This window comes from Microbacterium sp. AG238 (genome assembly GCF_003610405.1).
In the GTDB taxonomy this organism is placed as follows: domain Bacteria; phylum Actinomycetota; class Actinomycetes; order Actinomycetales; family Microbacteriaceae; genus Microbacterium.
Genome location: NZ_RAQC01000001.1, coordinates 2076360 through 2100060 on the forward strand (window position 1 = coordinate 2076360; position 23701 = coordinate 2100060).

Here is a 23701-nt window from a genome sequence, read left to right on the forward strand (position 1 = left end):
GAGGCCCGTCAGCTCGCGTCGAGTGAGGCGTAGAGGTCGACCGAGTTGCCGTCGGGATCGAGCAGCGTCGCGTAGCGCTGGCCCCAGACGGCATCCCACGGCGCCACGTGCCCGGTGAACCCGGACGCGACCATCGCCGCGAACGCCGCGTCGACCTCGGCCGGCGTGCCCTTGTCGAAGGCGAGCGCGATGCGGTGACCGCCCGACGCGGGAGTGTAGGCCGGATCGAACGAGCGGATGGTGTCGATGGTGTCCCATGCCAGGGACGTTCCGTCGTCGAGCGTGGCGTCGACGTGGGGCCGATCGTCCTGGCCCGCATCGATAGGCACGCCCAGGGCTCGGTAGAAGGCGAGTGACGCCGCCATGTCGCTCGTGACGATGCCGATGAATCCGAGTGTGAGTGTCATGGCCTCACCGTAGGGCGGGCCCGTCCGCCTCGTCATGAACGGAACGGCCACCGCCGCGCGCCTCGCGGCCCTGTGGCGGCCCTCGTGCGTGCCGTAGGCAGGCTGGATGAGAGTCGCGAGGCGATCGGACGGCGGATAGGGCCGTTCAGCCTGTTGGCGGCACGGGCAATCGCGAACCCCCGCACCGGGATCAGCCCGCCCGAGCGTCGTGACAGCCGCGCAGGCCCGACCGGCGCCGGCAGGTCAGCGCATGGCGGCGAAGAGTCCGCCGATGAACGCGATGACGGGTCCGATCGCTCCGACTGTGACGATCACCAGCACGACGACCACCGCCATCCACGGAACGCTCTTCTTCAGGCGCTGGCCCGGTGCGGCGACACCGGGCGGCGGGCGCAGCAGTCCCGGCGGCGGGGTGACCGGCAGCGCGGGTACGGTTCCGACCGCCGGGCCCGTGCCCGGCTCCGCTGGACCGGGCGTCACCGGGCCGGGGGAGCCGGGTACCGCGGGTGCGCCCGCGCCGGACGCCGCCATCCCGAGCCGGTCGTCGCGCCACCGCTCCCACTGTGCGAACTTGTCGATCATCGCCGCGACGGCACCGAACAGCCACGACCACGTCGCCGGGTCGAGGGTCGAGAAGTCGCGCTTGCCGTAGAAGAAGAGCCAGTCGTCGACGATCTCGACATCCAGCGCGGCGGCGTTGTCGACGAACCGCGCCATGATGTCGGGCGTGAAGAGGTACAGCGCGTCGCGCTCGTAGCCGCGCGGGCAGTAGAGACGGAAGTAGCGGTCGAAGTCGCCCTCGAGGCTCAGGTGCTGATCGCGGTCGAACGTGACGGGCAGGTTCGAGCCGAACAGTCCGTTGTTGCCGAGCGCGTCGAGCACGATGTGGGGTAGGGGAGTCGACAGGTGCACGGCGACGTATCCCCAGGTGTGCGTCTGCTGGTTCTTGCCCGAGCCGGTCGTGTAGCGGTAGTTCGCGAACTCGACGAAATGCGGCTGGTCGCCGCGGACGAGGTTGGATGCCATCCGCCCCGACCCCTGCGAGAAGATCATGCCCGGCAGCCGGGGCTGGGGTCGCTGGGGCTCGAAGCTCATGCCGTTGGCGCGCGCGAAGCGGTCGAGTCGGTACCAGACCGCGGCTTGCGCAGCGCGCTGCCGACGGATGAAGAACGGGATGAGCGCCGCGAGCGCGATGAGGATGACGAGGGGGATGACGCTCGTCAACGACAACACCGCACCCGACCCCGACTGCGTCCCGATCGCGAACACCAGGCCGCCGATGATGGCGGAGAGTACCCCGCCGAACACGAGCACGACGAAGGCGATGACGACGACCGCGATGATCACGCCGACGGTGCCCGACCCGCCCGGCAGCCGGCCGCTGTCGGCCAGCTGCTTGCGGAAGGCGCGCGCAGTAGCCGGAGAGACCGGCTCGAGCAGGGGCCGGGGATCGAACGGCACGCTCATCGATTCACCTCGTCTGCGCCCCAGTACAGGGATGCATCGGCCGGAAGGGGCAGGGCTTCGAGCTGAGGAGAGCGGCAGATCGCGTTCACGAGCTCCCGCGAGCCGCCGACGATCGTCGAGTCGAAGTCGACTTCCGAGACCATCACCCAGGCGCGGTCCGCGGGCCAGAGCAGACTCGGGCTCTGCGCCATCGGTGCTGCACCCGCCGCCTCAGCGGCGGCGTCCCGCCAGGGCATCCGCAGCTCCCAGTCGTCGTCGGCGAACTCCCCGACAGCACCGCGGAACAGCACGAACGAGCGCTCCGGCAGCCTCAGCCGCGGCCCCTCGGAAATCTCCCGCGACAGGATGCCCTCTTGCCAGGTGGGCTTGCGGAAGACGTTGTTGAAGCGGTCCGAGAACGACGAGCCGAGCATGCGGTTGTGGCGGGCCAGGGTGGCATCGTCCGGGTCGCCCATCTGGAAGAACGCGCGCGAGGGATGCCGGCCCAGGTGGCCGAGCAGGCCGCCGCGGCCCTCCCAGAGGCCTGCGGCCACGTCATCCGGTGTCGACGTGTGCCTGATCAGCTCGTGGGCGAGAACCGCCAGGTGGTGCGGGTCGAGATCACCCATCCCGGGTGCTGCGAACCAGCGGCCGTCCGGCGCGCTGCGCTGGTTCGAGCCGAACTCGGGCGAGCGCACGATCGAATCCCACTGCGCCAGCGGATGCAGCGTCGTCTCGAACGCGGCGGCGGTCTCGGCCCACGTGGTGGGACCGGTGACGAGGTCTGCGGTGACCCGCTGCGACTCCTGCCACGGCATCTCGACCCACTCGTCGAACGGGGGAAGCGGGTCGCCGTTCGTGCGGCACTGAACGGATGGCGGATGCAGGACGCGCGCGTACGCCTCGAAGCCCCGGGGCACGACGTCGTGGAACGTCCCCCGCCACGGATCGTCGATGCGTTCGCGCAGCCACTCGCCGGTCGAGACGTCCGCGGTCCATTCCATGCACCCACGCTATCGGGCACCGGTCCGCGGGATCACGCGCGATCAGGTAAGCTGTTGTGGTTGTCCGACTTCGGTCGGGCACGTGCTACACACCCTCCTGCTTCCGGGAAACGCCCGGGAGCCGTTCTAGTCCGAAGGAGGTGGGTCAGTGACGCACACGTACCAGTACGAGCTCATGGTGATTCTCCAGCCCGAGATCGATGAGCGTCAGGTTGCTCCCAACCTTGACAAGTTCCTCAAGGTCATCACGAATGACGGCGGAACCATCGAGAACATCGACATCTGGGGCCGTCGCCGCCTGGCGTACGAGATCCAGAAGAAGAACGAGGGCATCTACGCCGTCGTCAACTTCACCGCGACGAGCGAGACCACGCAGGAGCTCGACCGCCAGCTGAAGCTGAGCGAGTCGATCATGCGCACCAAGGTCCTGCGCGCCGAGGAGGCCATCGCACAGGTCGCCGCCGAGAAGGCGCGCTCCGAGGCGAAGGCTGCTCGCAAGGCTGCCGCCCCCGCTAAGGCTGCGAAGGCTTAAGGCTCATGGCCGGCGAGACCGTCATCACCGTCGTGGGCAACCTCACGGCAGACCCCGAGCTGCGTTACACGCAGAACGGCCTGCCGGTGGCGAACTTCACGATCGCCTCGACTCCTCGCACCTTCGACCGCCAGGCGAACGAGTGGAAGGACGGCGAAGCGCTGTTCCTCCGCGCGTCCGTGTGGCGCGACTTCGCCGAGCACGTGGCGGGTTCGCTGACCAAGGGCATGCGGGTCGTCGCGACCGGCCGCCTGCGTCAGCGCTCCTACCAGGACCGTGAGGGCCAGAACCGCACCGCTATCGAGCTGGAGGTCGACGAGATCGGCCCCTCGCTGCGCTACGCGACCGCACAGGTCACGCGCGCGGCATCCGGCTCTGGTGGTGGTGGCGGCGGCGGAAGCTTCGGCGGCGGTCAGCAGTCGCGCCCCCAGCAGCAGGTGCAGGAGGAGCCGTGGGCGACCCCGGGTTCTTCGGCTCCCGACGCGTGGAGCGCACCGGGTACCAGCGGCGCCTCCTACGGCGACGACACCCCGTTCTGAATCGGATTCCGGGTGCTGCGTGCAGCGGCATCCGATCATCACTCTCGTAAGGAAAAACAATGGCTGGAAAGGCAACCGGCGACCGCCGCAAGCCGCGGAAGGGCGCGAAGAACGCGGCCCCCGCGAAGGCGATCCGCGTCGGCGTCATCGACTACAAGGACGTTTCGACGCTCCGCAAGTTCATCTCGGAGCGTGGGAAGATCCGCGCCCGTCGTATCACCGGTGTCTCGGTGCAGGAGCAGCGTCTGATCGCCAAGGCGATCAAGAACGCGCGCGAAATGGCGCTCCTGCCTTACGCCGGCGCTGGCCGGTAAGGAGCACCGACATGGCAAAGCTGATTCTCACGAACGAGGTCGCCGGGCTCGGAAGCGCCGGTGACGTCATCGAGGTCAAGAACGGGTACGCCCGTAACTACCTCGTCCCCCAGGGCTACGCCGTGGCCTGGACCCGCGGTGGCGAGAAGCAGGTGGCGTCCATCCGCGCCGCCCGCGAAGCCCGCGCGATCCACGACCACGAAGAGGCCGTGGCCCTCAAGAACAACCTCGAGTCGAACAAGGTCAAGCTGGCGGTCAAGGCCGGCGCTGAAGGTCGTCTGTTCGGTGCGGTCAAGCCCGCCGACGTGGCAGACGCCGTCAAGGCTGCTGGTCTGGGCGACCTCGACAAGCGCAAGATCCACATCACCTCGCCGATCAAGGCCGTGGGCGAGCACGAGGCGACCATTCGCCTGCGTGACGACCTCACCGCTGTGATCACCCTGCAGGTGGTCGCCGCCAAGTAATACCTGGCGCACCCGTACGGATGCCGCGGACCTTCGGGTTCGCGGCATCCGTCGTTTCCGGGTGGGTGTCGCCGCGCGTGCGCGCGTGCAAGGTTTCAGACGCGACACCCCGTCAACGGATGGCGTGAGCCGGGGTGTCGGTGTCGATCCGTTGCATCCCGGCCCGCTGCACCACCGGGAGCCGGACGACCCGAACGGCCCGGACGACCCGGCGCGCGCGGATGCAATGGTTCTGGTCCGACACCCCGGTGAGGGATGCCGTGGCCCCGCGTGTCGGTGACGATCCCTTGCATCGCGGCGCGGCGCCGTGAGCGCGGCATCCGCCCGAGGGCAGGCCGGAGCGGATGCCGCAGGCTGTGGGCCCGCGGCATCCGCTGTGTCCGAGCTGGCGGTGTGTCAGACGGTGGAGCGACGGCGCAGCGCGACGAGGACGAGCCCCATCAGCGTGAGCGCCAGGGCGCCGAGGCCGAGTGCCACCGGGGTCTCACCACCGGTCTTGGCGAGCGCCAGCGGCCGAGCCGACGCCGCCGAGGCCGACGTGCCGACCACGGTGGTGCCGTTCATGCTCGACGTCGTCGAGACCGCCGGGGTTCCGTCGGTGCCATCCGTGCCGGGCGTCGTGCCCGGGTCGGTGCCGGGCGTCGTGCCCGGGTCGGTGCCGGGGTCGGTTCCCGGTTCGGTGCCGGGGTCGGTTCCCGGGTCGGTTCCCGGGTCGGTGCCCGGGTCAGTTCCGGGGTCGGTGCCCGGGTCAGTTCCGGGGTCGGTGCCCGGGCCGGCCGGGGTGACGACCTCGGTCGTCGAGTCGCCGATCACCGAGATCGCGGTTCCGGTCAGTGAGATCGGCGCCGTGATCGGAAGCACCAGCTGGGTGCCGCCGAGGATGCCGTCCGAGCCGCTGGTCGATGCGCCCGGCGTGGAACCCGCACCGCCGTTGCCGCTGGTGGTGGTGTCGGTGGTGGCGTCGCCGATGACCGAGACGGCGGTGCCGCTGAGGTCGATCGGTGCGGTGATGGGGGCGAGTACCTGGGTGCCGCCGAGGATCCCGTCGGTGCCGTTGGTGGTTGCCTCGGGCGAGGTGCCCGTGGTTCCGGTGCCCGTGGTGCCGCCGGTCGCGCCGCTGGTGGTGGTGTCGGTGGTGGCGTCGCCGATGACGGAGACGGCGGTGCCGGTCAGGTCGATCGGTGCGGTGATGGGGGCGAGTACCTGGGTGCCGCCGAGGATCCCGTCGGTGCCGTTGGTGGTCGCCGCGGGCGTGGTGCCCGTGGTGCCGCCGTTGCCGCCGGTCGCACCGCTGGTGGTGGTGTCGGTGGTGGCGTCGCCGATGACCGAGACGGCGGTGCCGCTGAGGTCGATCGGTGCGGTGATGGGGGCGAGTACCTGGGTGCCGCCGAGGATCCCGTCGGTGCCGTCGGTGGTTGCCTCGGGCGAGGTGCCCGTGGTTCCCGTGCCCGTGGTGCCGCCGCTCGCGCCGCTGGTGGTGGTGTCGGTGGTGGCGTCGCCGATGACCGAGACGGCGGTGCCGCTGAGGTCGATCGGCGCGTTCACCGGGGCGACGACCTGAGTGCCGGAGGCGACGCCATCTGTCCCGTCGGTTTCGGCAGCCGGTGCCGGGGCGGGCTGCGCGGGTGCGGGAGCCGGTTCGGCCGACCCGCTGCCGCCGTCCGCCGATGACGTGCTGTCACCGATGACGGAGACAGAGGTGCCCTCGACCGTCACCGGCACCGAGACGCTGATGAGCGCCTGCGACCCCGAGCCGACGCCATCCGCGCCGCTCGTCGAGCCGCTGGGGGCCGGTGCCGACTGCGGTGCGCTCGCCCCCGAGGCCGAGCTGTCAGCGTCACCGAGGACGGCGAGGGAGGTCCCGCTGACCGTGATCGGCACGTCGACGGAGATGAGGCCCTGGGTGCCCGAGAGCAGCCCGTCCTCTCCCGAGGTGTCGGCCGCGTGGGCGACCGATGCGCCGAGGATCGTGATCCCCCCGGCGAGGAGCGTGCCCCAGACGGCACGCGAGACGATGGTGTTCATGATTGTTCTCTCCTTGAGACTGACGAATGAATGGCGCGAAGCGCCGGGGGTCGTGCCGCGTTGATGCGGCCGACCGCTCGTCAGTCAGGAGAGACGTCAGTGGGGTAGACGGGCGAGATCGGGCCCGTCGAGTCCATGAGGCGTCCGCGAAGGCGGGGCAGCAGAACGGCCGTCGCTCCGAACGCGAAGAGGGCTGCGGTGACACCGCCTGCGGCACCCGCCGCGCCGGCGGAAGCCGAGCCGGGAACGTTGACGGGAAGTCCGCCGGACATCGGGATGTCGAGCGCGAGTACCTGCTCGCCGATGGACGGCGCGGCGCCAATGGCGGCCCCGACGGCCTCGGATGCGGGCGCGAGCGCGTGCGCCGACGCCACGAGCGTCGCGAGAATGCCCGACCGATCGCCCCCTGAGGTCGGCGTCGCCGCAGCCTCGAGGATGCCGTCCGCGGCCGTGGCGACCGCGTTCACGGGCGAACCGGTCGCGACTCCGGGCTCGAGGTCGTTGCCGGGAATCAGCGGAATCATCGGCTGGTGACCGCCGGGCAGGACGGCATCCGTGATCGGGATGATGGCGGGCGACAGTGCGTCGGTGACCGGCATCAGGGCGTCGGTCACGGGAGTGAGTGCCGACGTGACGGGCGCCAGAGCACCTTCGACCATGCCGAGCACAGGAGCCAGTGGGGCGCCGACGGTCTCGGTCAGCGGCGACAGCGAGGCGACCACCGGAGCCACGGCGGGCGCGACCGCCTCGGTGACGGGCGCAGCGACATCCGACACCTTCTCCACGACCGGGGCGACCGTGCTCGCGACCGGCTCGATGACGTCGGCGACCGGTTGAACTGCCGGGGCGACGACGTTCTGCACGACGGGCTCGACCACATCGCGAACGACGGGCTCGACGACCGGCGCCACGACGGGCGGCGCCGACGAGACGACGGGGGCGACGGCCTGCACGACGGGTTCCGCGACGCGCGCGACGGGCTGGACGACCGTGTCGAGCACGGGCGCGACGATATCGTCCACCGCCCGATCGACGGGCGCGGTGACGGCTGACACGATGCCCTGCAGCGGGCTGCTCTCGTCATCGGCGGCGTAGGTCGTGGGCGCGAACGCGAGAGAGAGCGCCGTCCAAGCGAAGGCGAGGCCGAGGCCGGTGCCGAGAATCGGCACCCAGCGCGGAGCGCGGCGGTGCTGTTCCATGACGAGCGATCACCTCCCCCGAGAGCGTCGTCATCGTTGGCACGGGACAACCCGTGCCTTCGGGTACTGCTTGGCGCAAAAACATACTCCTGTCGATCCGTCGTGTCTAGGTTTCCCTGAGTTCATCATGAGCTTTCGCTGAGGCGGACTCGCCGGAGCGCTCGGGCCGACTTGACAAGGCGGTCGTTTTACACAAGCGAGTCCCCAGATGAACAACCTTCAAGTCAGACTTCAACTGGGATCGCCATCCACAGGCTGGGGAAACTAAAAACCCTGATCAAGAGGCTATTAATTACGAAGTTTCCACGTATCCCCGGGCGTTTTCCACAGGACTTCTTCACAACCGTCGCGGCGTTTCCCGCATCCTCTCCACAGAGTTATCCACAGGTCGGTTTGCGGGTGTCGGACGCCCTCCATACCGTGTACTCCGGCTCGGTCACAGGCCAGGATGCGGGGGTGCGGATGTCGATCGCGGACATCTCTGACGACAGGCTCGGCGGACGGCGCGAACCCGATCGCACCCCGCCGCACGACATGCTGGCCGAGCAGAGCACGCTCGGCGGAATGCTGCTGTCGAAGGATGCCGTCGCCGACGTCATCGAGACGCTCCGAGGCACCGACTTCTACGTGCCCAAGCACGAACTCATCTACGAGGCGCTGCTCTCGCTGTACTCCCACGGCGAGCCGACCGACGTCGTCGCCGTCACCGACGAGCTCATCAAGAACGGCGAACTGCAGCGGGCCGGCGGCGCCGACTACCTCCACACCCTCACCTCGATCGTTCCCACCGCGGCGAACGCCGGCTACTACGCGACGATCGTCAACGAGCGCGCGCTGCTGCGCCGCCTCGTCGAGGCTGGAACTCGCATCGTCCAGATGGGCTACAACGGTCAGGGCGACGCGGTCGACCTCGTCAACAATGCGCAGGCCGAGATCTACTCGGTGACCGGTGCCGAGAAGGCCGAAGACTACGTCCCCCTCGAGGTCGCCGTCACCGCGGCCATCGACGACATCGAGGCCGCGCGTGGCCGTGACGGTCAGATGACCGGCATCCCGACCGGCTTCTCGGGTCTCGACCAGCTGACCAACGGCCTGCATCCCGGTCAGATGATCGTCGTGGCGGCACGACCCGCCATGGGTAAGTCGACGCTCGCGCTCGACTTCGCCCGTGCGGCGGCGATCAAGAACAACTCGCCGACGATCTTCTTCTCGCTCGAGATGGGTCGCAGTGAGATCGCGATGCGCCTCATGAGCGCCGAGGGTGCCGTGCCGCTGCAGTCGATGCGTAAGGGAACGCTCGACTCGCGCGACTGGACCACGGTCGCTGCCACCCGCGGCCGCATCAACGATGCCCCCCTCTACATCGACGACAGCCCCAACATGACGCTCGTCGAGATCCGGGCGAAGTGCCGCCGGCTCAAGCAGCGCGTGGGGCTCAAGATGGTCGTGATCGACTATCTGCAGCTGATGACGAGCGGTAAGCGCGTCGAGTCGCGTCAGCAGGAGGTCTCGGAGTTCTCGCGCGCGCTGAAGCTGCTCGCGAAGGAGCTGCAGGTTCCCGTCATCGCACTGTCGCAGCTGAACCGTGGTGCCGAGCAGCGTGCCGATAAGAAACCCGCGATCAGCGACCTGCGTGAGTCGGGCTCGATCGAGCAGGACGCCGACATCGTCATCCTGCTGCACCGTGAAGCAGCGTACGAGAAGGACAGCCCTCGCGCCGGTGAGGCCGACCTGATCGTCGCGAAGCACCGTAACGGTCCGACCGACACGGTGACTGTGGCGTTCCAGGGCCACTTCTCGCGCTTCACGGACATGGCGGTCGGGATGGACTGAACGGTCAGCCGACGACCGTTATAGTCCAATGCGCGGAATCGCGCGCATCCCGCCGCGGCCCGTTGGGAGTCTGATGCCGTTCCGCAGTAAAGAGACGCTCGAGCGTTGGCTCGACGAGTTCCACGATCAGCGCGGAGCCGGTGAACTGATCCGTGTCCTCGTTCAGGACGGTTCCGAGGGATCCGATACCGGGCTCGTCGTCGTGCCGCTCGCGAACTCGTCCGTGTCGGTGTTCATGGAACCCATCGAGATCGGTGACGCGCGCTGGCGGATCACCATCGAGCCGCAACCCGACTTCACGATCCTGAGCAGCTTCCAGATGCACGCGCTGGCCGCCGAGTTCACTGTCGCAGCCGAGCTCTGTTCGTTCCTCGAGGCGAAATCGCTCGGTCACGAGGAAGACGACCTCGACGAGTCGTGACCGTCCGAACGCCTCACGTCCGCTGGCGCGAGCGCAGTCGGCTGGTACGGATGCTGCGCCTGTGGCGCACCCGCAACCCGACGACGTTCCGCGAGAAGGTGCGCTACAAGATGCTGCGCGACCGCCGTAGCCTCATCGTCACTTTCGCCGACAAGGCTGCCGTCCGTGATCATGTCGCTTCGCTCGTCGGCGAGCAGTACCTGCCCCGGGTGTACGCGATCGTCGACGGCCCGCAGCGACTGCTGAACCTCGATTGGCCCGAGTCGTACGTCGTGAAGCCGACGCACGGCAGCGGTGCCGCACTCGTCGTCTCGCCGACCGCGCCGGCCGACGCCCGCCTCCCCGAGGCGCGCTGGGGGTGGGTCTACCGGCACGTGCGGCCGGAACAGGCGAACCCGCACGAGATCGCTGCGATCGCCGCGGGCTGGCTCGAGAAGCTCTACGGCCAGGGGCCGAACCGCGAGTGGGTCTACGGGCAGGTGCCGCGCCGCGTCATCGTCGAAGAGTTCTTGGTCGGTGGCGATGGCGGCGTCCCGGACGACTACAAGCTCTTCGTCTTCCACGGACGATGCCACTTCATCCAGGTCGACGGCGGACGCTTCGGCGCGCGCACGCAGGACTTCTTCCGACCCGATTGGACCCGCATCCCGATGAGCGGCGGCCCGCCCTGGGCTGATCCCGAGCGCTCGCGACCCGCGCATCTCGACGAGATGATCGACATCGCCGAGCGCCTCGGCGAGGGCACGGACTTCGTGCGCGTCGATCTGTACGACGTCGCCGGTCGCGTCGTGTTCGGCGAACTCACGAGCTTCCCGGCCGGCGGCGACAGCCCGTTCGAGCCGGAGTCGTACAACGCCGAGTTCGGACGACCCTGGACCGTGCCGCGGCGCTACCGCTGAGCGGTGCCCGCGACGCCGATACGCTCTCGACCATGACCGATCGTCTGCTGTATCTCGCGCGGACGTTGTCGCGCACCAAGCGCAAAGACTACGAGAACTACGTGCTCGGCGCCGTGTGGAACCGGCTCTCGGCCGAGACCCGCGCGCACATCAAGCCGGTGTCGCAGCAGACGGTCCGCGCGAGCGACGGAGGGCTCTTCTACCTCGACCTCTTCTTTCCCCAACTCAACATCGCCGTGGAATGCGATGAGCTGCATCATCTCCGTCAGAAGGCGGACGACACCCTGCGCGAGAGCAGCGTGCGTGCGACGTTGGATCCTGTGGAAGACCCCGATGTCTTCGCCACCATCACGGCCATCTCCGCCGACGCCGGCTGCCGAATTCTCCGCGTTCCGGTTCCGGAGGCGCCGAAGGCGGCCGGAAAGGGTCCGGCCGTATCCGCACCCGCCCACACGCTCAGCCTCGAGGCGTTCGAGAAGGCCATCGACGCGCAGGTGGCAGAGATCGAAGCCGCTTCGCGAGAGGCGCGCTCGCGAAGCGGCTTCGTGAGCTGGAACGAGCTGGACGCCCGCGATGAGCCGGAGCTCTTCTACCGCGAGCGCACGGAGTTCGCGGTGGAGGATGCCGTGGTGTTCTCGACCATCGGCGAGATCTGCAACGTTCTGCTCGGCGCCGGCTACTCTTCCGGCCTCACCCGCACCCGCGGCTACTTCACTCCGCGATCGCTCGCGGCGACGCGGCGGTCGTCGAACGATCTGTCCGATGTCAAGCTGTGGTGCCCCTCAGAGGTGCGTGTTTCCGGAGCCCGAGCCGCATGGGGCAACACCATCTCTCCCGACGGACAGGAGTTGCGGGAGCATGACCGGCGAAGTGACGCGGAGAGGGCGAAAGCCGGCCGCGCTGCGGCGGATCATCCGCGGATCACCTTCCTCAAGGTCAAAGACCCCGTCACCGGGCGCAGCGGCTACCGCTTCGTCGGACTCTTCCGGCCCCACTCCGTGGACGGCGCCGTGCGCGTCTACCGCCGATCCGAGACCCGCTTCCCCCTCATCGGAAGATGAGGGGCCGCTGCAGCCGCCGACGGCTCGGGCGTTCGCGCAGATCGGCGATCGCCTCGTCGCTGACACGATCGGGGGCGTGATGCTCGTTCGTCACGCCCCGAGTATTCCGCTCGCGCCGCCGGATCGCAGACGCTTGTCAAGCCGCTACGGGTTTCGCGGTGCCGCGACCTAGCGTTCGCGGAATGAGCAAGACCGACATCCCCGCGCCCACCCGCCTTCGGCGGGGAATCGGCGGACCGCTGCTGTTCGCCTTCATCCTCGGTGACGTTCTGGGGGCGGGTGTGTACGCGCTCATGGGGGTGCTGTCGGAGCGCGTCGGCGGGATGCTGTGGGCACCGCTGCTCGCAGCCCTCGTGCTCGCGCTGCTCACGGCCGGGTCGTACGCCGAGCTGGTGACGAAGTACCCGCGCGCCGGCGGCGCCGCCGTCTTCGCCGAGCGGGCGTTCAAGAACAAGCTCGTGTCGTTCCTCGTCGGCTTCTGCATGCTGGCCGCGGGCGTCGTGAGCGCGGCGGGGCTGTCGATCGCCTTCGCCGGTCAGTATCTGCAGATGTTCGTCGAGGTTCCCGTGGTGCCGGTCGCCATCGTGTTCCTCGCCGTGCTCGCGGCGCTCAATGCCCGCGGCATCCGGGAGTCGATGGGCGCGAACTTCGTCATGACGGCCATCGAGGTGTCGGGGCTGGTGATCGTCGTCGTCGTGGTCGGTGTCCTCCTCGCCGGGGGCGGCGGGGACGTCTCGCGCGTGACCCAGGTGCCCGATGGCACCGGAGTCGCGACGGCGGTCCTCGCCGGAGCGATCATCGCGTACTACTCCTTCGTGGGCTTCGAGACGTCGGCGAACATGATCGAGGAGGTCAAGGAACCGTCGAGAATGTACCCCCGCGCGCTGTTCGCGGCCCTCGGCGCGGCGGGGCTCGTCTACGTGCTGGTCGGTCTCGCGAGCAGCATCGCGTTGCCGCCCGAAGAGCTGTCGAGTTCGAGCGGTCCCCTCCTCGCCGTCGTCGAGGCGAGCGGCGTCGCCATCCCGTCATGGCTGTTCAGCCTCATCGCGCTGATCGCCGTCGCCAACGGCGCCCTGCTCACGATGATCATGGCGAGCCGTCTCACGTACGGCATGGCTGAGCAGGGGCTGCTGCCGCGCGCTCTGTCGCGGGTGCTGCCCGGGAGGCAGACGCCATGGGTGGCGATCCTCGCCACGACGCTCGTCGCGATGCTGCTGACGCTCGTCGGCGACCTCGCGCTGTTGGCCGAGACGGTCGTCCTGCTGCTGCTCTTCGTCTTCCTGAGCGCGAACATCTCCGTGCTCGTTCTGCGCCGTGACCGCGTCGAGCATGATCACTTCCGCGTATGGACGTTCGTTCCCGTGTTGGGCATCGCGTCGTGCCTGCTGCTGCTCAGCCAGCAGACGCTGCGGGTGTGGATCTTCGGCGCCATCCTCATCGCCGGCGGCATCGTGCTGTTCTTCGTGGCGCGCTGGGCGCGGGGTCGTGGCGAGCAGGAGAAGACATCGCCAAGATGATTCGTGGGCATATCTTTAGTAGGCTCATGATCTCCACGAGAAGGAGGACGTCAGCGTGATCGTGCTGTTCCTGGTTCTGTTCCTCGGGGGCATCTACCTGATGGGTGCCGCCTTCAACGTCGCCGAGTTCCCCGGCCTCGTGTTCACCGGAGGGCTGCTCATCACCTCGGCTGCCGTCGCCATCCCGTTCCTGATCAGTGCAGTCGAGCATCGCGGCGAGAAGCGCAGCGGTACGAGCGCCGCGGACTGAATCAGGTTCGAACTGTGTCCTCGGCTTTCCGGCCGAACAGGGCGACCGATGCCAGCGCGATGGCCACGACGGCGGCATTCGCGACGAGGGTGCCCGGCCAGGTCGCCGGCGGAACTCCGACGGTGAAACTCATCGCGTTGAATGCGGTGTGCGCGACGATGCACAGAAAAACCGCATTCGCGCTCGATACCCGGAGAACGGCGCCATAGAAGAAGCGGAACGCCATGATCTGCAGCGCGAACATCGCGAAGTCGATGGCTCCCGATTGATGATTCGTGCCGGGGATGAAGAAGAGCGGCACGTGCCAAGCGAGCCAGATGAGGCCGACGATGAAGGAGGAAAGCAGGTATCCCCATCGGTGGTCGACCGCGGGCTGGAGCGACGTCATCCAGCCCGACTCCTCCATGCCTCCGATGATGAGGTTGCCGGGGATGGACAGGAAGAACATGTACCAGGGCACGGCGGTCGCTGACGGTCCCGACACGGCGACGTGCAGGATGAAGTACACGGTCAGCGTGAGCGCGATGAGGACGTACCCTCGCAGCGGTCCACGCGCGGCGAACACCCATCGCAACCATTCCCCGAGGTGGGATACCCGTCCGTTGCGACGCAACACGATGTACGACGCGATCGCCGGCGAAAGGATGTAGAGGGCGAAAGGCACGTTCGCGGCGAACTCCGGCAATGTCGTGACGACGTTGTTCACCCGGTACCCGAACGTCGCGGCCACGATCAGCGCACCCGCGAATCCGTAGGCGATGACGAAGGTGAGCGCGACGAATTGCCGCGCAATCCGGACATCCCTCATGCCACCACCGTAGAGCCCCGCGGCTGCGCGCACTGCCGAGCGGATCACGGGTGGTTCGACGTCAGGACGAACACCATCGCTCCCAGCAGGACAGCCGCGTTGAACGCAAGGGAAGCGCACACAGCCACCGACCCCGCGCGAGACGGATATCGACCGCGAAGGCCGACGAATGCGGCGGTAGCCGAGAGACCGGCCCATCCCGCCAGGCCCGCGATCCCCATCGCGACGCCTACCGTTCGTTCGAGATCGTCGGAGTCGGAGAACTCTCGAAGGACGAAGCCGCCTTCCCAGTAGAGGCCCGCCAGGCCGAGCATGAGAAGTCCCGAAAGGCCCGCCACGGTCGCAGCCAGGGTGAGGACGATGCTTGCCGCGATACGCACGACCCCATCCTGACGCAACGGGTGCGTTCGCCTGCTCAGGCCGGATGCCGCTTCAGCAGCTTCGAGGCGACGATCATCGCGCCGCCGAGAACGGCGGGGATCCCGCCGCCCGGATGCACCGACGCGCCGACACGCCAGAGCCAGGGCGCGCGGAGGTCGTGCTGCGCGGGCTGGTGCAGCGGACCGCTCATCCACAGCGGTCGCGACGCCCCGTAGAGGGCGCCGTGCGGTTCGCCGAATGTGCCGAAGTAGCGCGGGTCGAGGACGGTCGTCTCGGTCATCCCGTCGGTGAGCGGCTCGTCGAGGCCCATGACGCGTGAGATGCGTTCGATCTCCCGCGTCACGAACGGGTGATCGAGCGAGTAGCCCTGTCCGTCGGCGGGGCTCGTCAGCAGGACGGCGAGCGTGCTGCGGTCGTTCGGGTAGATCTCGCCGGCGCGGTAATGGTTGACGAATGCCATCGTGTCGGCGGGCTCGTCGCCAGCGGCGAGACTGCGGTGCAGGGCATCGGGCTTCGTAGGCAGGATGACGCTGTGCGCGGAGATCCGCTCGGGCAGGGGCCTCTCGAGCACGCCGTAGATCGCGACGGCCGAGCACGACAGCGACGGCGAACCGGGAGCGAGCCGACGACGGCCGAGCAGCACGTCGAGCCGCGAGGCGTCGAGACCGCTCACGACGACATCCGCCTCGTGCACGCCGCGCTCGGTCGTGACCCGCCCGCGCTCGATGCGCGTGACGCGCTCACTGGTGCGGATCTCGACGCCCGCGGCATCCGCCAGTCGCTGCAACGCGATGACGATCTCGAACACGCCGCCGCGCGGCACCCACACCCCATCGGCGGCCATGACGGCGGGCATGCTCGCGTACAGCGCGGGAGTGCGGTCGGGAGAGACGCCGGCGTTGAGGGTGTGGATCGCGATGATCTCGCGCAGCCCCTCGGGCATCCAGGTGAGGCTGTCGAGGTAGGCGCGGGTGCTGAGGCGCCGGCCGTACACGGCGAGCAGCCGCCGCAGTGCAGGCAGCGACGAGCGATCGAGCGGGTCGGCGACGAGCAGCGCGGCCACGTCGCCCGCGAGGGGCGCATGCTCGTCGCTGAACCGCTTCCACGCGGGGTGCCAGGGATGCCCCTCCGGCACGGGCAGCGAGACCTCTTCGCCGCGGTAGTAGTAGCGGCCGACCTCATCGAGACGGACGAGGTCGAGGCCCGCGACATCCGCGCCCGTTCGCGACCCCGCGTCCAGGCGGCGCAGCAGCTCGTCCCAGACGGAGGGGAAGGTCACGAGCGACGGACCGGTGTCGATGCGCTCGCCGTCGAGCTCGATGCGCCGACTCTTGCCGCCGACCGTCTCGGCCGCTTCGAGCAGGGTCACCCGATGGCCGGCGTGGGCGAGAAGGGCGGATGCCGCGAGCCCGCCGAGGCCTGCGCCGACGACGACGATACGACTCATGGATAGATCCCGAGGAAGATGGCGGCGAGCAGCAGCCCGCTGGCGACCGATCCCGCGATGTACGGGAACGCGATGGACAGGGGATACAGCGTGCGGCCGGTGGCAGGCGTCGGACGCACCAGCATCCACACGACGAGTGTTCCCGCGAGAGCGAGGTTGACCAGGGCGACGGGCAGGCTGACGAGCGCGAACAGCACCGTCGAGACCAGCCACCACGCGCCGCTCCACAGGGCCGTGCCGCGCGGACCGAGCAGGACAGCGGTGGTGGTGATGCCCGCCTCACGGTCTTCCTCGATGTCTTGCACGGCGTCGTAGGCGTGCTTCGCGACGCTCCAGGCGAGCAGCCCCACGACGGCCGGCCAGACCGGCGGTGCCTCGAGGGCGACCGGCAGGATCAGCAACGGCAGGCCGTAGGCGGCGTTGCTCAGCGAGTCGAGGAAGGGTCGCGCCTTGAATCGCAACGGCGGGGCGGAGTAGAAGACGAAGACACCCGCGTACAGCAGGATCAGCCCGACGGCGGCTACCGGCAGCGCGATGACGAAGTAGACGAGGAACGGGATGTTGGTGATCGCCACCGCCCACGCGATGAGCTTCACCTCGCGCGGATCGATACGCGCGCCCTCGATCGAGCCCTTTCGCGGGTTCAGCGCGTCGGTGTCCTGGTCGAAGATGTCGTTCACGCCGTAGATCAGCAGGTTGAACGGCAGTGTGAGCCAGATCAGGAGGGGGATGGCGGCGAGGTCGATCAGCTGGCCGGTCAGCCACATGCCGAGCGCGCCGGTGCCGATCGTGTTGATCCACAGGACGGGCCGCGAGATGTGGACGAGGCGCGCGATCGGCGTCATCCGAGATTCGTCCGGTCGAGGCGCTTCGTATCGTCGTTCACGCGGATGCTCACGCCTCACGGTACCTCAGCGATGATCGGCCACGGCGCCGCTGCTCTCGCTGCGGGGTCGGCGACGAAGAGCGGTCAGAACCAGTGCGCCGACAGCACCGATGCACGCCGCCACGATGAGCGGCGGCACGACGAGCTCGACAGCGGTCAGCGCCATGGCGAAGACTCCGATGCCGTAGTCGGCCATCTCGGCGGGGTAGGGCGCCAGCACGCGCGTGCCCGCGGCGGACGAGACGGCGGTGAAGAAGGCCGGTCCGATCCACAGCGCGGCCAGGCTCACGACGACGGCCGCGACGCGCCCGGCCGTGCGGAACCCGCACCACGCGATCACGGCGCCGACGAGAACGGCCGGCAGCCACCGGAGCAGCAGCAGGACAGCTGAGGTGACCGGGTCGTTCGCGAGCGACAGATAGCTCTGCAGCGGGAGCCCGATCCATCCGGGAACGGTGAGCGCCGCGAGCGACAGAGCGATCGCAGCGCCGGGGACCGGGGCACGCGCGGCGAGAAGCAGCACGAGCACGCTCATCAGGAGCGAGACGACCATGACGGCGATCACGGCCGCCGCGTACACGACGCGGCGGCTCGAATCCTCGAGCATCGACACCGTCACGACCGACGACTGCGCGATCGCGATGACCTGGATCACGGCCACCCCGAGCGTGAGCCAGCCTGTCGCTCGGCGGGAGCGGCGGTGGCGCAGGATGCGCGCTGCGAGGCCGGCGACGGCGCCGCCGACGACGAGCAGCGAGACGATCGTCGTGAGGTAGTACTGGCTGAACGGCAGCAGCGAGAACGGCGTCGTCAGGTCGGTCTGGTCTGCGGCGAGATTCTGCAGCGGCAGCCGCGCGCCGGTGATCAGCCAGGGCAGCAGACCCACGACCGCGCCCCCGGCCCCGACGAGAACCCAGGCGGCGCCGGACAGTGGCGGGCGGTCGATGCTGCTCATCCGCGCAGACTATCGAGACGCCGCCACGTCGCCCCGCCGGATGGCGTCAGCTCGGTCGCGGATCGCGGTGATCTCGTCGTCGTCGAGGCGCGCCAGGTTCTTCACCTGCAGCGCCATGCGGTGGTTCTCGGCGAGCGGCTCCTCGTGGCGGATGAGGTAGTCCCAGTAGAGAGTGGTGAAGGGGCAGGCGTCGTCGCCGATGCGCTTCGCGGGATCGAACGGGCACGTCTTGCAGTACGGGCTCATCCGGTCGATGTACTTGCCGGTCGCTGCGTAGGGCTTGCTTCCCATGAGCCCGCCGTCGGCGTACTGGCTCATGCCGAGCGTGTTCGGGAGCTCGGCCCATTCGACCGCGTCGACGTACACGGCGAGGTACCAGGCGTGCACCTCGCGCGGGTCGACGCCGAGCAGCATCGCGTAGAGCCCGGTGACCATGAGGCGCTGGATGTGGTGCGCGTACCCGTTCTCGAGCGTCGTGCCGACGGCATCGGCGAGACACGCCATCGGGGTGTCGCCGGTCCAGTACCAGTCGGGTAGCGGCTCGAACGCCTCGAAAGCGTTCCGCTGGAGGTAGCCGGGCATCTGCGTCCAGTAGATCCCGCGCACGTACTCGCGCCAGCCGAGGATCTGCCGGATGAATCCCTCGACCGCCGCAAGAGGCGCACGCTGCGCCCGGTACGCCTCCTCAGCGGCCGCGACGACCTCGCGTGGATGCAGCAGCTTCAGGTTCATCGACGACGACAGGTGCGCGTGCCACAGCCAGGGTTCGCCCGGCCACATCGCGTCCTGAGCGTCGCCGAAGCCCGGCAGCCGCTCGTCGATGAAAAGGTCGAGCGCTTCGAGCGCCTGCGCGCGAGTGACCGGCCACGCGAACGTGTCGAGCGAACCGGGGTGCTCGGCGAATTCGGTCTCGACGAGCGCGATCACCTCGCGCGTGATCTCATCGGGCGCGAAGGTCGCGCGGGGCGGCACGAGGCCGGGACCCTGCTTCGGGAACGCCTTGCGGTTGTCGGCGTCGTAGTTCCATTCGCCGCCGACGGGCTGCCCGCGCCCGGTCATGAGGATGCCGTGCCGCTTGCGCATCTCGCGATAGAAGTACTCCATCCGCAGGGTCGCCCGGCCCTCGGCGTGCTCGGCGAACTCGGCGATGGTCGAGAAGAAGTGCCGGTCGATGCGGATGTCGAGAGGGATGCCGGCGGCTCCCGCCGTCTGCTCCAGCGCTTCCCGCACCCGCCATTCGCCGGGCTCGGTCATCACGAGCGCCTCGGGCTTCAGCTTTTCCAGGTCGGCGGCGAGCTGGCCGGCGAAAGTGCCCGAGTTCCCCCGCGCGTCGAGCTCCGTGTAGTGCAGGGCGTGCCCGGCGTCGCGCTGGTCCTCGGCGAAGTGGCGCATCGCCGCGAGGAACACCGCGGTGCGGGGCTTCGAGCTCCAGACATGCGTGGACTCCTCGGCGACCTCCGCCATCCAGACGGCATCCTGCGCGGGGTCGAAGTCGTCGAAGGCGCTCGCGTCGGGGTCGAGCTGGTCGCCCAGGACGATCACGAGGTTTCGGAGCACGGTGTCAGCGTAGGAAGGGCCTCGGGTGCGGCCTATCGGTTGTGCGTGAGGCGGGCCTGCGCTAGTTGCGTGCTTCGCCGAGCAGTCCGCCGAGGTACCGGGCGATCTCGCCCGGCCCGGATGCGTGAGCCGAGGCCTCGACGTCGGGGTTGTAGTTCGTGTTCGTGTTGAGGTCGTAGGTGACGAGTCGCCCGTCGATCGTCTCGACGAACTCGATCCCGGCGATGCGGATGTCGACGGCGCGGAGGAAGTCGCGGTGCTGCGCGACCAGCGGGTGGTCGGCGGTGATCTCGCCGCGCAGCGCGAAGGGCGGATAGGCCGGGGCGGCGTCCGTGCCCGCGGCGGGGTCGACGACGCACGCATCGGCGGGGCAGAGCTCGAAGCTGCCCGCGCTCGTGTCGACGCGCACGGCGTAGACGAACTCGCCGCCGACGTATTCGGCGCGGGTGACGAACGGCTCACGGGCGAACAGGAACTCCTGGATGAGCGTGATGCCGTCGGGGGATGCCTCGAACTCGGGGCCGTCGACCCAGGCGTCGAACTCGTCGTGGGAGTCCCAGCGGCGGACGCCGAGACCCTTGCCGCCCTGGTTGTGTTTGCTGATGAACGGCACCGGGAACTCGCGTGCGCGCTCCTTCAGGTCACCGGTGCCGAAGACGGCGACGGTGCGCGGGACGTCGATGCCGCTCGACCGCAGGGCGGCGTGCTGGGCGACCTTGCTGACCTCGAACTCGAGGACGTGGCTGCCGCCGATCACGGGGCGGCCCCACGACTCGAGCCAGCGCAGCACTGCGCGGCCGTACTCCTTCGACTGCGCGTGATCGCGGGTGTGCGCGGATGCCGACAGCCGCGACCAGAAGACCCCCTGCGGCGGCTCGGCCGACAGGTCGATCGAGCCGTCGGTGAGCAGCCACTGCTCGGCGGGGACGTCCTCGGCGGCGAACGCGGCCGCGAAGGGCGCCCACCACTCGGGGTTCTCGTGGATCACGTACACCTTCGGCGACAACGACATCCCGCCAGGCTAAGCCGGAGAGGCGGGCCCGGGCGCACCCGGCGTCTGTCAACAGCGCGCGTCCACGCCCGGAACGCGCGCAGACTGGACGCATGCCCCGAGCTGCCGCCGCCGCGACCCCGCCGCCGAAGACGTGTGCGTCGTGCGGGCGCGAGATGCAGTGGCGTGCGAAGTGGGCAAAGAACTGGGACGAGGTCCGCTACTGCTCGGATGCCTGCCGCCGTCGCGGCATCCGTCCCGTCGACGCGCAGCTGAGCGAGAAGATCCTGGAGCTGCTGAGCGCCCGCTCGGCGGACGCGACGATCTGTCCGTCCGAGGCCGCGCGCGCCGTCGGCGGCGAGGAGTGGCGCGACCTGATGGAGCCTGCGCGTCGCGCCGCGCGGCGGCTCGTCGCCGACGGCGAGGTCGAGATCACGCAGCGCGGCATCGTGGTGGACCCATCGACGGCGAAGGGACCGATCCGCATCCGTCGCGCCCGCTGACGCCGGCGCGCCGAACTTCTATCTCATATCGGTTCCACGCGATATCATCGCTTTATGGCGATGAATGAAGCTCTCGAGGGTCGTGTCCCGGTGGAGTTGGACGCGCGCGCGACCGAGGTCTACGCGCACCTCTTCCAGGCGCTCGCCGACCCGACCCGGCTCGCCGTGCTGCAGCATCTGTCGTACGGCGAGCACCGGTTGCGCGATCTCGTCGAGCACGTGGGGCTCGCACAGTCGACCGTGAGCAAGCACGTCGCCTTCCTGCTCGAGTGCGGGCTCGTCTCGGTGCGGCCCGACGGGAGATCGTCGTGGTACGCGCTCGCCGAGCCCGAGGCGACCGCGCGACTCATCAACGCGGCGGAGGCGTTGCTGGGCGCGACGGGGACGAGCGCGACGCTGTGCGGGCACCTCCGGCGGCCCCGCTCCGTCGCCCCCGAGGCCGAGGCCAGCTGATGGGCGCCGGACACGACCACGGCCCCGTGGACGCGGCCCAGGCGGGACAGCCCGCCGACTTCCGGATGAAGCTCTGGATCGCCTTCGGGATCACGGCGGCGATCGTCGTGACCCAGGCAGTGGGGTCGATCGTCACAGGCAGCCTCGCCCTGCTCACCGACACCGCCCATGCCCTCACCGATGCCTCGGGCCTGCTCGTCGCGCTCGTGGCCGCGAACCTCATGATGCGGCCCGCCAACGCCCGTCGGACGTGGGGCTTCCGCCGGATCGAGGTGATCGCGGCGTTCGCCCAGGCAGCGCTGCTGCTCGTGGTGGGCGTGTACGCCGCGATCGAAGGCATCCGTCGCCTGTTCGAGCCGCCGGAGGTTCCCGCGCTCGAGCTTCTCGTCTTCGGCGTGGTCGGGCTCGTGGCCAACATCGTCGCGATCGCGGTGCTCTCGTCGAGCCGTGGCGCGAACTTCAACATGCGCGCGGCCTTCCTCGAGGTGCTCAACGACGCCCTCGGGTCCGTCGGGGTCATCGTCGCGGCGATCGTCATCGCGACGACCGGCTTCGCCCAGGCGGATGCCGTCGCCGGCCTGTTCATCGCCGCCCTCATCGTGCCCCGCGCGGTCAAGCTCATGCGCGAGACGGCGTCGGTGCTGATGGAGTTCACGCCGCAGGGGCTCGACCTCGACGACGTGCGCGCGCACATCCTGCGCCTCGAGCACGTGACCGACGTGCACGATCTGCACGCGTCGACCGTCGCCTCGGGGCTGCCGACGATCACGGCTCACGTCGTGGTCGAGGACCGGTGCTTCACCGACGGCCACGCCGCCGAGGTGCTGCAAGAGGTGCGCTCGTGCGTCGCGGAGCACTTCGAGGTCTCGGTGCTGCACTCGACGTTCCAGATCGAGAACGAGCACATCCGAGACGAAGAGCCCGACTCGGTGCGCCACGACTGACTCTGGGGCGCGGGGGCCTCAGTCGCGGGCGTCGAGCACCGCGCGCGCCAACCGGGTCGACCCCGCGACGGCAGCCGGCATCGCGACGACGGCCCCGAGCGGAACAAGAAAGCACAGCTGCGTAGCCACGCCGAAGCCCAGGAATCGGGCGCGGTGCGTGCGGCGTAGACGGCGCCGGTCGGCGGCCAGGATGCCGCGTGCGGACAGGGCGCGCGAGGTCAGCTCATCCGCGAGGAGCCAGCCGGTGAGCGTCACCGCCGTGACCGACCCGAGCACGCCGCCGACGACGGGGATGAGGCCGACGAGGGCCGCGATGATCGCCGCGAGCAGACCGCGGGCGATGAGTCCGACGGCATCGCCGACCGAGCGCCAGAATCCGCTCTCGCTGTCGGGAACGGGCCCGCCGAGGTCGGCTTCGGCGGCGCGCCAGATGCGGTCGTAGAACGGCTCGCCCACCATGAGGGTGAGCGCCGTGAACGACACCGCGACGAGCACGATCGCGCCGCCCAGGAGCGCTGTGCCCGCGGCGATCCTCACGAGCGTGGCCCACAGTCCCGGCCAGGCGTCGGCGAACGGGGTGAGGGCGTCGACGATCTGAGGCAGAAAGGCGCCGAGCGCGATGAGCCCGCCGAGCAGCACGAGCCCGACGATCGCGGCGGGGATGAGGCCGAGCGCCATGGCCCCCGGTCGGCGCGACCAGAAGCCGAAGCCGCGCGCGAGGTCAGCGGCGCCGCGAAGGAACAGGCGAGCGGGAGCGTCGGGCATGTTCACATCCTGCCTGCACCGGTGGCACGCGCGTGTCAGGGGCACAACCACAGATCGCGCGCCGACGCCAGGGGTTGTTCGGATCCGGGGCGAGCCGCTG

26 protein-coding genes are annotated in these 23701 nt (G+C 69.3%); 13 read left to right on the forward strand and 13 right to left on the reverse strand.

Going from position 1 to position 23701, the window contains the following annotated elements:
• Positions 1-8 precede the first annotated feature (8 nt).
• The 3 genes from DEU36_RS09710 to DEU36_RS09720 all read right to left on the reverse strand — a co-directional run bounded on the left by DEU36_RS09710 (position 9) and on the right by DEU36_RS09720 (position 2857).
• Positions 9-407, reverse strand: a complete 399-nt coding sequence (locus tag DEU36_RS09710; protein ID WP_120263962.1) for a VOC family protein — start codon at positions 405-407, stop codon at positions 9-11.
• Between the two features lie 243 nt (positions 408-650).
• Positions 651-1874, reverse strand: a complete 1224-nt coding sequence (locus DEU36_RS09715; protein ID WP_120263963.1) for a hypothetical protein — start codon at positions 1872-1874, stop codon at positions 651-653.
• A complete protein-coding gene (locus DEU36_RS09720; protein ID WP_120263964.1) occupies positions 1871-2857 on the reverse strand; it encodes a hypothetical protein in 987 nt (328 codons plus the stop codon). The genes DEU36_RS09715 and DEU36_RS09720 overlap by 4 nt, the downstream gene beginning before the upstream one ends.
• A 175-nt stretch (positions 2858-3032) precedes the next feature.
• Between DEU36_RS09720 and rpsF the strand changes: the two genes are divergently transcribed.
• From rpsF to rplI, 4 genes are read left to right on the forward strand one after another with little or no spacing between them, the layout of a single operon-like run.
• Positions 3033-3389 (forward strand): 30S ribosomal protein S6, encoded by a 357-nt coding sequence (gene rpsF / locus DEU36_RS09725; protein ID WP_036305492.1) that lies wholly within the window; start codon positions 3033-3035, stop codon positions 3387-3389.
• 5 nt (positions 3390-3394) lie between these two features.
• The gene (locus DEU36_RS09730) at positions 3395-3928 is read left to right on the forward strand and encodes a single-stranded DNA-binding protein (RefSeq protein WP_120263965.1); all 534 of its coding nucleotides are present in this window, start codon (positions 3395-3397) and stop codon (positions 3926-3928) included.
• Positions 3929-3987: 59 nt separating this feature from the next.
• Positions 3988-4242 carry a 30S ribosomal protein S18 gene (gene rpsR, locus DEU36_RS09735; protein ID WP_023953545.1) on the forward strand — a complete coding sequence of 85 codons (255 nt, stop codon included), beginning with the start codon at positions 3988-3990 and terminating at the stop codon, positions 4240-4242.
• A gap of 11 nt (positions 4243-4253) precedes the next feature.
• The gene (rplI, locus tag DEU36_RS09740) at positions 4254-4706 is read left to right on the forward strand and encodes a 50S ribosomal protein L9 (protein WP_120263966.1); all 453 of its coding nucleotides are present in this window, start codon (positions 4254-4256) and stop codon (positions 4704-4706) included.
• Between the two features lie 396 nt (positions 4707-5102).
• Here rplI and DEU36_RS09745 read toward each other — a convergent pair whose 3' ends face one another.
• Together DEU36_RS09745 and DEU36_RS09750 are read right to left on the reverse strand one after the other, a co-directional pair.
• On the reverse strand, positions 5103-6731 hold the full coding sequence (locus tag DEU36_RS09745) for a chaplin family protein (RefSeq protein WP_120263967.1): 1629 nt from the start codon (positions 6729-6731) through the stop codon (positions 5103-5105).
• 80 nt (positions 6732-6811) lie between these two features.
• Positions 6812-7930, reverse strand: a complete 1119-nt coding sequence (locus DEU36_RS09750) for a hypothetical protein (protein ID WP_120263968.1) — start codon at positions 7928-7930, stop codon at positions 6812-6814.
• A gap of 462 nt (positions 7931-8392) precedes the next feature.
• Between DEU36_RS09750 and dnaB the strand changes: the two genes are divergently transcribed.
• The 6 genes from dnaB to DEU36_RS09780 all read left to right on the forward strand — a co-directional run bounded on the left by dnaB (position 8393) and on the right by DEU36_RS09780 (position 13911).
• Positions 8393-9763, forward strand: a complete 1371-nt coding sequence (dnaB, locus tag DEU36_RS09755) for a replicative DNA helicase (RefSeq protein WP_036304736.1) — start codon at positions 8393-8395, stop codon at positions 9761-9763.
• A gap of 73 nt (positions 9764-9836) precedes the next feature.
• The gene (locus tag DEU36_RS09760) at positions 9837-10184 is read left to right on the forward strand and encodes a hypothetical protein (RefSeq protein WP_120263969.1); all 348 of its coding nucleotides are present in this window, start codon (positions 9837-9839) and stop codon (positions 10182-10184) included.
• A complete protein-coding gene (locus DEU36_RS09765) occupies positions 10181-11083 on the forward strand; it encodes an ATP-grasp fold amidoligase family protein (protein ID WP_259455298.1) in 903 nt (300 codons plus the stop codon). The genes DEU36_RS09760 and DEU36_RS09765 overlap by 4 nt, the downstream gene beginning before the upstream one ends.
• Positions 11084-11115: 32 nt before the next feature.
• Entirely contained in the window at positions 11116-12144 is a 1029-nt protein-coding gene (locus DEU36_RS09770; protein WP_120263971.1) for an AbaSI family restriction endonuclease, read from the forward strand.
• A 182-nt stretch (positions 12145-12326) separates the two neighbouring features.
• Positions 12327-13661: an APC family permease gene (locus DEU36_RS09775; protein WP_120263972.1), complete on the forward strand. Its 1335-nt coding sequence runs from the start codon at positions 12327-12329 to the stop codon at positions 13659-13661.
• A gap of 55 nt (positions 13662-13716) precedes the next feature.
• Positions 13717-13911, forward strand: coding sequence for a hypothetical protein (locus DEU36_RS09780; protein WP_120263973.1), 195 nt, complete (start codon positions 13717-13719; stop codon positions 13909-13911).
• A 1-nt stretch (position 13912) separates the two neighbouring features.
• On the opposite strand, the gene DEU36_RS09785 is transcribed toward DEU36_RS09780, so the two are convergent.
• The 7 genes from DEU36_RS09785 to DEU36_RS09815 form a co-directional block, all read right to left on the reverse strand.
• A complete protein-coding gene (locus DEU36_RS09785; RefSeq protein ID WP_120264481.1) occupies positions 13913-14719 on the reverse strand; it encodes a type II CAAX prenyl endopeptidase Rce1 family protein in 807 nt (268 codons plus the stop codon).
• A gap of 44 nt (positions 14720-14763) precedes the next feature.
• Positions 14764-15099, reverse strand: coding sequence for a hypothetical protein (locus DEU36_RS09790; RefSeq protein WP_120263974.1), 336 nt, complete (start codon positions 15097-15099; stop codon positions 14764-14766).
• Between the two features lie 35 nt (positions 15100-15134).
• Positions 15135-16547: an NAD(P)/FAD-dependent oxidoreductase gene (locus DEU36_RS09795; RefSeq protein ID WP_120263975.1), complete on the reverse strand. Its 1413-nt coding sequence runs from the start codon at positions 16545-16547 to the stop codon at positions 15135-15137.
• A complete protein-coding gene (locus tag DEU36_RS09800) occupies positions 16544-17392 on the reverse strand; it encodes a UbiA family prenyltransferase (RefSeq protein ID WP_120263976.1) in 849 nt (282 codons plus the stop codon). The genes DEU36_RS09795 and DEU36_RS09800 overlap by 4 nt, the downstream gene beginning before the upstream one ends.
• Positions 17393-17458: 66 nt before the next feature.
• Complete coding sequence (locus DEU36_RS09805; protein WP_120263977.1) at positions 17459-18388, reverse strand: hypothetical protein; 930 nt, start codon at positions 18386-18388, stop codon at positions 17459-17461.
• A gap of 9 nt (positions 18389-18397) precedes the next feature.
• Entirely contained in the window at positions 18398-19945 is a 1548-nt protein-coding gene (locus DEU36_RS09810) for a cryptochrome/photolyase family protein (RefSeq protein WP_120263978.1), read from the reverse strand.
• Between the two features lie 61 nt (positions 19946-20006).
• Positions 20007-20957, reverse strand: coding sequence for a RimK family alpha-L-glutamate ligase (locus DEU36_RS09815; protein WP_120263979.1), 951 nt, complete (start codon positions 20955-20957; stop codon positions 20007-20009).
• Positions 20958-21049: 92 nt separating this feature from the next.
• Here DEU36_RS09815 and DEU36_RS09820 point away from each other — a divergent pair, with 92 nt between their 5' ends.
• The 3 genes from DEU36_RS09820 to DEU36_RS09830 are packed head-to-tail and all read left to right on the forward strand — an operon-like array spanning position 21050 to position 22836.
• Positions 21050-21439: a DUF2256 and DUF3253 domain-containing protein gene (locus tag DEU36_RS09820; protein ID WP_120263980.1), complete on the forward strand. Its 390-nt coding sequence runs from the start codon at positions 21050-21052 to the stop codon at positions 21437-21439.
• Between the two features lie 54 nt (positions 21440-21493).
• Positions 21494-21892 (forward strand): helix-turn-helix transcriptional regulator, encoded by a 399-nt coding sequence (locus DEU36_RS09825; protein WP_120263981.1) that lies wholly within the window; start codon positions 21494-21496, stop codon positions 21890-21892.
• The gene (locus tag DEU36_RS09830; RefSeq protein WP_120263982.1) at positions 21892-22836 is read left to right on the forward strand and encodes a cation diffusion facilitator family transporter; all 945 of its coding nucleotides are present in this window, start codon (positions 21892-21894) and stop codon (positions 22834-22836) included. The genes DEU36_RS09825 and DEU36_RS09830 overlap by 1 nt, the downstream gene beginning before the upstream one ends.
• An 18-nt stretch (positions 22837-22854) precedes the next feature.
• Here the strand turns inward: DEU36_RS09830 and DEU36_RS09835 are convergent, their stop codons facing one another.
• Positions 22855-23601 (reverse strand): EI24 domain-containing protein, encoded by a 747-nt coding sequence (locus DEU36_RS09835; protein WP_120263983.1) that lies wholly within the window; start codon positions 23599-23601, stop codon positions 22855-22857.
• Positions 23602-23701: the final 100 nt, after the last annotated feature.

What these genes read in the sequence shown, in the direction of transcription:
- DEU36_RS09825 (WP_120263981.1), top strand. Translation starts at nt 21,494, where the DNA reads ATGGCGATGAATGAAGCTCTCGAGGGTCGTGTCCCGGTGGAGTTGGAC.
- DEU36_RS09815 (WP_120263979.1), bottom strand. Translation starts at nt 20,957, where the DNA reads ATGTCGTTGTCGCCGAAGGTGTACGTGATCCACGAGAACCCCGAGTGG.
- DEU36_RS09715 (WP_120263963.1), bottom strand. Translation starts at nt 1,874, where the DNA reads ATGAGCGTGCCGTTCGATCCCCGGCCCCTGCTCGAGCCGGTCTCTCCG.
- DEU36_RS09785 (WP_120264481.1), bottom strand. Translation starts at nt 14,719, where the DNA reads ATGAGGGATGTCCGGATTGCGCGGCAATTCGTCGCGCTCACCTTCGTC.
- DEU36_RS09710 (WP_120263962.1), bottom strand. Translation starts at nt 407, where the DNA reads ATGACACTCACACTCGGATTCATCGGCATCGTCACGAGCGACATGGCG.
- DEU36_RS09830 (WP_120263982.1), top strand. Translation starts at nt 21,892, where the DNA reads ATGGGCGCCGGACACGACCACGGCCCCGTGGACGCGGCCCAGGCGGGA.
- DEU36_RS09835 (WP_120263983.1), bottom strand. Translation starts at nt 23,601, where the DNA reads ATGCCCGACGCTCCCGCTCGCCTGTTCCTTCGCGGCGCCGCTGACCTC.
- DEU36_RS09800 (WP_120263976.1), bottom strand. Translation starts at nt 17,392, where the DNA reads ATGACGCCGATCGCGCGCCTCGTCCACATCTCGCGGCCCGTCCTGTGG.
- DEU36_RS09795 (WP_120263975.1), bottom strand. Translation starts at nt 16,547, where the DNA reads ATGAGTCGTATCGTCGTCGTCGGCGCAGGCCTCGGCGGGCTCGCGGCA.
- DEU36_RS09720 (WP_120263964.1), bottom strand. Translation starts at nt 2,857, where the DNA reads ATGGAATGGACCGCGGACGTCTCGACCGGCGAGTGGCTGCGCGAACGC.
- rpsR (WP_023953545.1), top strand. Translation starts at nt 3,988, where the DNA reads ATGGCTGGAAAGGCAACCGGCGACCGCCGCAAGCCGCGGAAGGGCGCG.
- dnaB (WP_036304736.1), top strand. Translation starts at nt 8,393, where the DNA reads ATGTCGATCGCGGACATCTCTGACGACAGGCTCGGCGGACGGCGCGAA.
- DEU36_RS09820 (WP_120263980.1), top strand. Translation starts at nt 21,050, where the DNA reads ATGCCCCGAGCTGCCGCCGCCGCGACCCCGCCGCCGAAGACGTGTGCG.
- rplI (WP_120263966.1), top strand. Translation starts at nt 4,254, where the DNA reads ATGGCAAAGCTGATTCTCACGAACGAGGTCGCCGGGCTCGGAAGCGCC.
- DEU36_RS09745 (WP_120263967.1), bottom strand. Translation starts at nt 6,731, where the DNA reads ATGAACACCATCGTCTCGCGTGCCGTCTGGGGCACGCTCCTCGCCGGG.
- DEU36_RS09770 (WP_120263971.1), top strand. Translation starts at nt 11,116, where the DNA reads ATGACCGATCGTCTGCTGTATCTCGCGCGGACGTTGTCGCGCACCAAG.
- DEU36_RS09775 (WP_120263972.1), top strand. Translation starts at nt 12,327, where the DNA reads ATGAGCAAGACCGACATCCCCGCGCCCACCCGCCTTCGGCGGGGAATC.
- DEU36_RS09760 (WP_120263969.1), top strand. Translation starts at nt 9,837, where the DNA reads ATGCCGTTCCGCAGTAAAGAGACGCTCGAGCGTTGGCTCGACGAGTTC.
- DEU36_RS09805 (WP_120263977.1), bottom strand. Translation starts at nt 18,388, where the DNA reads ATGAGCAGCATCGACCGCCCGCCACTGTCCGGCGCCGCCTGGGTTCTC.
- DEU36_RS09750 (WP_120263968.1), bottom strand. Translation starts at nt 7,930, where the DNA reads ATGGAACAGCACCGCCGCGCTCCGCGCTGGGTGCCGATTCTCGGCACC.
- DEU36_RS09730 (WP_120263965.1), top strand. Translation starts at nt 3,395, where the DNA reads ATGGCCGGCGAGACCGTCATCACCGTCGTGGGCAACCTCACGGCAGAC.
- rpsF (WP_036305492.1), top strand. Translation starts at nt 3,033, where the DNA reads ATGGTGATTCTCCAGCCCGAGATCGATGAGCGTCAGGTTGCTCCCAAC.